This window comes from Bradyrhizobium pachyrhizi, from assembly GCF_001189245.1.
GTDB lineage: Bacteria > Pseudomonadota > Alphaproteobacteria > Rhizobiales > Xanthobacteraceae > Bradyrhizobium > Bradyrhizobium pachyrhizi.
This window is the reverse complement of record NZ_LFIQ01000020.1, coordinates 15,440-18,432: the sequence shown is the minus strand read 5'-3', so window position 1 is coordinate 18,432 and position 2,993 is coordinate 15,440. Positions and strand designations below refer to the sequence as shown.

Below are 2,993 nucleotides of genomic sequence, written 5' to 3'. Positions count from 1 at the left end.
TGCCAGCCGCCGGCATGCCATCGCGTGCCGCCGCCATGCCAACCAGGCCGCATTCCTCCTCCATGGAAGTGAGCCGATCGAGCGCCGGCCCCTCCGAAGCGGCGGGCTTGTGCGTCATAAGGAAGTATCGTTGCTGCAGATGCGATGAAGCTGAGAACCAGCAAAGCCTTGGTTGGTCGCATATCCGGACTCCTTGCAAGGGTGTCGCGATCAATCCCGCTGAACGAGCTTCGTTCCGTTGGTTCAACTGCGTGCCACGCTGGCGCGAAATGCATAATCAAAGCGGTGGCTGCGGCGAGGCGCATTCAACACTTGGCCGACGCGCGGAATCGCGCAAGGCAGGCTTCTCGACAACGCCGAGCATCTCCTCATGCTCATCCTCCGAGAGATGCTCGATCGCGCGCTTGAGCATCGGAACCCGTTCTGCGAAATTCCGGCAGGCGCGAGGTGGGAACCTGGCCGGTGCCGGCTCGCTTGCCCCGGCTGCACTTTCCCGGTGCCGACGATTGGCGCCGTATTGTACGAGCAATTCCGCGCCTGAAGGAGGCTTCGAACATGGCCAGGAAATTCAAGGTCGGCGATCGCGTCAGCTGGAATTCCGAGGCCGGCCGCGTCTCGGGCACCATCATCGCGGTTCACACCAGCGATTTCGACTACAAGGGGCACACCCACCGCGCCTCGGAGATCGATCCGCAATACGAGATCAAGAGCGACAAGACCGATCACGTCGCGGCCCACAAGGGCAGCGCGCTGCATCATGCCTAGCAAAGACGTGGCGCTTCCGTTCTTCACGATCGGTCATTCCACCCGCAGCCTCGAGGATTTCATCGCTCTCCTCGGCGTGGCCAATATCGAGCGTATCGTCGATATCCGAACGGTGCCGCGGTCGCGCACCAACCCGCAGTTCAACAAGGACACGCTGCCCACGTCGCTCAAGGCTGCTGATATCTCGTATGAGCATCTGGCCGATCTCGGCGGGCTCCGCGGCAAGGCGCGAAGCGTGGCGCCGTCCGTCAACGGGTTCTGGAGCAACGAGAGTTTTCACAATTACGCCGACTATGCGTTGTCGCCGCAGTTTCACGCGGCGCTCCAACATCTGCGCGAGGAAGGGCACCGGCAACGCTGCGCGATGATGTGCTCGGAAGCCGTGTGGTGGCGCTGCCACCGCCGCATCGTCGCCGACTATCTCATCGCGTCCGGCGAGACCGTCCTCCACATCATGGGGGAGGGCCGCCTCGAGCCTGCCCGCCTCACCGAAGGCGCCGTCGTCCAGGGCGACGGCACGGTGGTCTATCCGGCTACGGGTGAACTGGACTTGTGAAAGGGCGACGCTTCCGGCTGCACCGTCGCGCCGCGCCCACTCACTCCACGCTGCGTTTCCAATAGCCGGTGCCGAGCTTGCCGGTGATCACGGCAATGGTGCCACGGACCTCGTAGGAGCCGCCGTCGTTGTAATTCCTCAGTCCTCTCAGCGCATGCAGCGTCCAGCGGCCGTTGGCAAAGCTGACGGTGCCTTCGTGCGGGCGCGCGGCGCGCGAGGGCTCGGCGTGGAATTGGTAGGTGCCGTCGGCCATGATCCGCCAGACCCAGCGCGACTGGCCGCGACCATTAGGCACCATGATCTCCCAGGTGCCGACCAGCGCAGGATCGATCGCGCCGGCTGCCGTCGCCGATGGCGCCGACAATGCGGCGGTTGCCGGCGCAGCGTTCGCCTGTTTCGTGGCGGCGGCGTCGGCCGGCGGCGCGGCCACCAGATAGATCGCCTTGCGCGACAGCGAGCCGTAGACGAAGGGCTGCTGCGCGTTGCGCGTCGCCTCCATCACGTCGTCGCGGACGTTGCGGAACATGAAGGTGACCTCGACGCCCGTTGTCTCGATATTGCGGAGCAGCGCCGCGGCGAACGGGCTGTTGCGGCCGTCGCCGTCGAGCGCGGTGGTGCCGTCGCGCGCGGCATAGGCGACCAGCACATTGCCGACCGGCTCGATGCGGCCGAGCCCGCTGCCGGCAGTAGCGCGGGTGGCGAGCGAGCGGCTCATCTTCGCCGCGAACGGATTGTTGCGGCAGGCATCGAGGATGACGAGGCCGAGACTTCCGGTGTTCGAGACCTGCAGCATCGCGCTTTGCAGGCTGATCGCTTCATTGGCGGCGTCAGTATCGCGCTTCAGTCGGCATCAACCGGGATCAGCCAGTTGTCGCCGTTGATCTCCATGCCGTGGCCGGCGAAGTACACGGCCGCCATGTCGGCGCCGGCGGCATTGCGCCCGAATGCGATCAGCCCGCGCCGCATCTCGTCGAAGCCTGCATTGGTGATCAGCGTCACCGCGAAGCCGAGACGCTTCAATGCCGTGGCGATATCGCCGGCGTCATTCGGTGGGTTGGAGAGCGCCGGCACGCTTCGGTAGGCGCCGTTGCCGATCACCAGCGCCACCCGCTTGCCGTCGGCCGCCGCCGGCGCGGCGAAGCCCACCAGCGCCGCGGCAACGGCCAGTCCCGAAACAAACGCGCGGCGATTCATGCTGGCCCCGATCGGAGGTGACGGGTGCATGGTAGCGTAGCGGGCGCGACGCGGCCACGGAAATGGAGCGCGATCAGGCCGCCTGCTTCGGCGTCCAGACGCCGGCCGGCACCGGCTCGGCCGGCAACATACTGGCGCCGGCGGCGCCCGCGATCGACATCGTGATCTCGTGGATGTCCTGCACCGACCGCTGCATCGAGAAGCGCGGATAAAGCTCGCGCAAGGTGGTCGCGGCCGCCGCCTGCGCCGCTGACGGATCGGCCAGCACGGCCTCGACGGCGGCGGCGATGCTGGTCGTGTCCTGGCCGAAGCTAAAGCGGGCGAGATGCGGCATCTCCGCGGCCGAGAAGCGGTTGGCGTCGAACACCGGCACGGTGCCGGCGCCGAGCGCGAAGAACACCCGGTCATGCACCGACAAGTCGATATTGGGATTGAGCGAGACCGCGGCAAGGTAGCTGCCGAGGCCTTCGCGCACCGC

General features: G+C 66.4%; 5 protein-coding genes. 2 read left to right on the top strand and 3 right to left on the bottom strand.

Annotated elements, in window-relative coordinates:
* Positions 1-555: 555 nt before the first annotated feature.
* Both AKL29_RS00515 and AKL29_RS00510 read left to right on the top strand, forming a co-directional pair.
* On the top strand, positions 556-765 hold the full coding sequence (locus AKL29_RS00515) for a hypervirulence associated TUDOR domain-containing protein (protein ID WP_050382290.1): 210 nt from the start codon (positions 556-558) through the stop codon (positions 763-765).
* Positions 758-1,321, top strand: coding sequence for a DUF488 domain-containing protein (locus AKL29_RS00510; protein ID WP_050382288.1), 564 nt, complete (start codon positions 758-760; stop codon positions 1,319-1,321). Before AKL29_RS00515 ends, AKL29_RS00510 begins: the two co-directional genes overlap by 8 nt.
* Positions 1,322-1,361: 40 nt before the next feature.
* Here AKL29_RS00510 and AKL29_RS00505 read toward each other — a convergent pair whose 3' ends face one another.
* The 3 genes from AKL29_RS00505 to AKL29_RS42600 all read right to left on the bottom strand — a co-directional run.
* Positions 1,362-2,132 (bottom strand): caspase family protein, encoded by a 771-nt coding sequence (locus AKL29_RS00505; RefSeq protein ID WP_283809383.1) that lies wholly within the window; start codon positions 2,130-2,132, stop codon positions 1,362-1,364.
* A 29-nt stretch (positions 2,133-2,161) separates the two neighbouring features.
* Positions 2,162-2,515: a caspase family protein gene (locus AKL29_RS46225; protein WP_050382283.1), complete on the bottom strand. Its 354-nt coding sequence runs from the start codon at positions 2,513-2,515 to the stop codon at positions 2,162-2,164.
* Positions 2,516-2,588: 73 nt separating this feature from the next.
* Positions 2,589-2,993: hypothetical protein (locus AKL29_RS42600; RefSeq protein WP_193395176.1), on the bottom strand; the 405-nt coding region annotated here is incomplete at its 5' end.

Excerpts from the sequence above, each read along its gene's own strand:
- AKL29_RS00515 (WP_050382290.1), top strand. The coding sequence starts at position 556 with ATGGCCAGGAAATTCAAGGTCGGCGATCGCGTCAGCTGGAATTCCGAG.
- AKL29_RS00510 (WP_050382288.1), top strand. The coding sequence starts at position 758 with ATGCCTAGCAAAGACGTGGCGCTTCCGTTCTTCACGATCGGTCATTCC.
- AKL29_RS46225 (WP_050382283.1), bottom strand. The coding sequence starts at position 2,515 with ATGAATCGCCGCGCGTTTGTTTCGGGACTGGCCGTTGCCGCGGCGCTG.